The following is a 3,045-nucleotide window of genomic DNA, read 5'->3' as shown; positions in this document are numbered from 1 at the left end:
GTAGTCGAGGATCTGGCCCTCGCGGGTATTCTCGACCTTGTAGGAAACCTTCTTCACCGGGCCGTAGAGGCTGTCGACCGGAATGAGGCCGATCGGCGCGTCGTCGGGGCGGTTGCGGTCGGCGGGCACGTAGCCCTTGCCCATGTCGGCGGTGAACTCCATGCGGATCTGCGCGCCCTGGTCGAGATGGCAGATGACGTGCTCGGGGTTCAAGATGTCGACCTCGGAGCCGGTCTCGATGTCGCCGGCCTTGACCGGGCCCGGACCTTCCTTCTTCAGCACCATGCGCTTGACGCCATCCGAGTGGATGCGCAGCGCGATCTCCTTGATGTTGAGAACGATGCTGGTGACGTCCTCGCGCACGCCGGGGATCGAGGAGAACTCATGCAGCACGCCGTCGATCTGCACGGTCTTGATGGCGGCGCCCTGAAGCGACGACAGCAGCACGCGGCGCAGCGCGTTGCCGAGCGTCATGCCGAAGCCGCGCTCGAGCGGCTCGGCGATGATGGTGGCGGTGCGGGTGCGGTCGCGGCCCGGAGTGATCTCGAGCTTCGACGGCTTGATGAGGTCTTGCCAGTTCTTCTGCAGTACGTTCGTCACGGGGGGTCCTCGTAGCGGTTCGGGGTGCCGCCTCGCCCAAGGGCGGCACGCTTCCAACAGAGGATAAGCTCGAGACCGGAGACGGGAGTGGCGCGGCAGTTTCCCGCCCAGGGAAGGCCCCGAGCTCGCTTGGTCTTACACGCGGCGGCGCTTGCGCGGCCGACATCCGTTGTGCGGGATCGGCGTCACATCGCGGATGGAGGTGATCTGGAAGCCGACCGACTGCAGCGCGCGCAGCGCCGACTCACGGCCGGAGCCGGGACCGCAAACCTCGACCTCGAGCACCTTCATGCCGTGCTCCATGGCCTTCTTGCCGGCGTCCTCAGCAGCCATCTGGGCGGCGAAGGGCGTCGACTTGCGCGAGCCCTTGAAGCCCATGGTGCCCGACGACGACCAGGCCAGCGTGTTGCCCTGGGCATCGGTGATGGTGATCATCGTGTTGTTGAACGAGGCGTTCACGTGCGCCACGCCGGAGGTGATGTTCTTCTTCTCCCGGCGGCGGACTTTCGTTCGTGCCTGATCTTTCGCCATGAAATCGCAACTCCTCATGCCCGTCGCCCGGGCCAATCTGAACAGCCGTCAGCGGCCGAATTCCTTGAACGCCCTTAAGCCTTCTTCTTGCCGGCGATCGGCTTCGCCGGACCCTTGCGGGTGCGGGCGTTGGTGTGAGTCCGCTGGCCGCGGACCGGCAGGCCCTTGCGGTGGCGCAGCCCACGGTAGCAGCCGAGGTCCATCAAGCGCTTGATATTCATAGCAACTTCGCGGCGGAGATCGCCCTCGACGACGTAGTCGCGGTCGATCGCCTCGCGGATCTGCAGCACCTCGGCGTCGGTGAGCTGGTTTACGCGGCGCTCGGCCGGGATGCCGACCCGCTTGCAGATCTCCTCAGCGAACTTAGGCCCGATGCCATGGATGTATTGAAGCGCGATCAGAACGCGCTTCTGCGTCGGGATATTCACACCAGCTATGCGGGCCACTTCCGTCTCCTGGGGGCTTCTTCATCGACCGCGAGGCGGCCATCTATCTGTTATTCAACGAAAAAACACGGATTGACCTGATCCGGGCGAAGATCGCCGCACGGAGCAGGCCTTCCGTTCCATCGTCCTGAAAGCGCGGTGTTGTAGCTTGGTCATAATGCTTCGTCAACCTGAGCCTTGATCTGTGACACTTTTCCCAATCCCGTCGCCTACGCCGCGAGCAGGTCGTCGATCTGCCGGCTAACCTCGGCGATGGGCGCCATGCCGTCGATGGTCTTCAGCTTGCCCTGGGCGAAGTAGTAGCCGATCAGCGGCGACGTCTCCCGGTAGTAGGCCAGGAGGCGGGTGCGGAGCGCCTCGGCATTGTCGTCGGCGCGGGGCGTGCCGCCGGCGGCGATGGTCTCGCGGGCGCGGTTCTCAATGCGGGCCGCGAGCGCCTCGTCGTCGACCTTGAGCTCGATCACGAGGTCCAGGATCGTGCCCTTGGAGTCGAGCAGTTGGTCGAGGGCGGCGGCCTGCTTCAGCGTGCGCGGGAAACCGTCGAGGATGAAGCCGTTGGCACAATCCGGCTGCTCGATGCGGTCGGCGATGATGCCGATCACGACCTCGTCTGGCACGAGGCCGCCGCTCTTCATGATGGCCTCGGCCTTGCGGCCGATCTCGGTGCCGGCCTTGACGGCGGCGCGGAGCATGTCGCCAGTCGAGAGCTGCACGAGGCCGCGCCGTTTGGCCAGCGCATCGGCCTGCGTCCCCTTGCCGGCGCCAGGCGGTCCCAGAAGAATGAGTTTCATCGCCGGCCGCCCCTCGTCGTCGCGCCGCGGAGCTTCGCCTTCTTAATCAGCCCCTCGTATTGGTGGGCGAGCAGATGGCTCTGGATCTGGGCAACGGTGTCCATGGTCACGCTCACCGCAATCAGGAGCGACGTGCCGCCGAAGTAGAACGGAACGCCCGCGTAGGCGGTCAGCATCTCGGGCATGACGCAGACGGCCGCGAGATAGATGGCGCCGACGACCGTGATGCGCGTCAGAACGTAGTCGATGTACTCGGCCGTCTTCTCGCCGGGGCGGATGCCGGGAAGGAAGCCGCCGTGCTTGCGCAGGTTGTCAGCGGTGTCCTTCGGGTTGAAGACGACGGCCGTGTAGAAGAAGGCGAAGAAGACGATCATCGCCACGTAGATGGCGATGTGCAGAGGCTGGCCGGTGCCGAGGGCGGCCACCAGAGTCTGCAGCCACTCGGGTCCACCGCCCTGGGCGGAAGAGAACTGCGCGGCCGTGATCGGCAAGAGCAGCAGCGACGACGCGAAGATCGGCGGGATAACGCCCGACGTGTTCAGCTTCAACGGCAAGTGCGACGATTCACCCTGGGCAACGCGGTTGCCCTGCTGTCGTTTGGGGTACTGGATCAGCAATCGTCGCTGCGCACGCTCGATGAAGACGATGGCGGCGACGACGGCCAGCATCAGCGCCAG

Annotated in this window: 5 protein-coding genes; all 5 read right to left on the bottom strand. The window is 65.3% G+C overall.

Going from position 1 to position 3,045, the window contains the following annotated elements:
* A partial coding sequence (locus tag IT540_RS19930; RefSeq protein WP_291181624.1) for a DNA-directed RNA polymerase subunit alpha occupies positions 1-600 on the bottom strand: 600 nt, incomplete at its 3' end.
* 135 nt (positions 601-735) lie between these two features.
* On the bottom strand, positions 736-1,131 hold the full coding sequence (gene rpsK / locus IT540_RS19925; protein ID WP_291181623.1) for a 30S ribosomal protein S11: 396 nt from the start codon (positions 1,129-1,131) through the stop codon (positions 736-738).
* A gap of 74 nt (positions 1,132-1,205) precedes the next feature.
* Entirely contained in the window at positions 1,206-1,577 is a 372-nt protein-coding gene (gene rpsM, locus IT540_RS19920; RefSeq protein WP_291181622.1) for a 30S ribosomal protein S13, read from the bottom strand.
* A 209-nt stretch (positions 1,578-1,786) separates the two neighbouring features.
* A complete protein-coding gene (locus IT540_RS19915) occupies positions 1,787-2,368 on the bottom strand; it encodes an adenylate kinase (RefSeq protein WP_291181621.1) in 582 nt (193 codons plus the stop codon).
* A partial coding sequence (locus IT540_RS19910; protein ID WP_291181620.1) for a preprotein translocase subunit SecY occupies positions 2,365-3,045 on the bottom strand: 681 nt, incomplete at its 5' end. The genes IT540_RS19910 and IT540_RS19915, both read right to left, overlap by 4 nt.

The organism is Hyphomicrobium sp., from assembly GCF_020852195.1.
Classification (GTDB): domain Bacteria; phylum Pseudomonadota; class Alphaproteobacteria; order Rhizobiales; family Hyphomicrobiaceae; genus Hyphomicrobium_C.
Note: the sequence above shows the minus strand (reverse complement) of the source record. Positions and strands in the feature narration are given on the sequence as shown.

Excerpts from the sequence above, each read along its gene's own strand:
- rpsK (WP_291181623.1), bottom strand. The coding sequence starts at position 1,131 with ATGGCGAAAGATCAGGCACGAACGAAAGTCCGCCGCCGGGAGAAGAAG.
- IT540_RS19915 (WP_291181621.1), bottom strand. The coding sequence starts at position 2,368 with ATGAAACTCATTCTTCTGGGACCGCCTGGCGCCGGCAAGGGGACGCAG.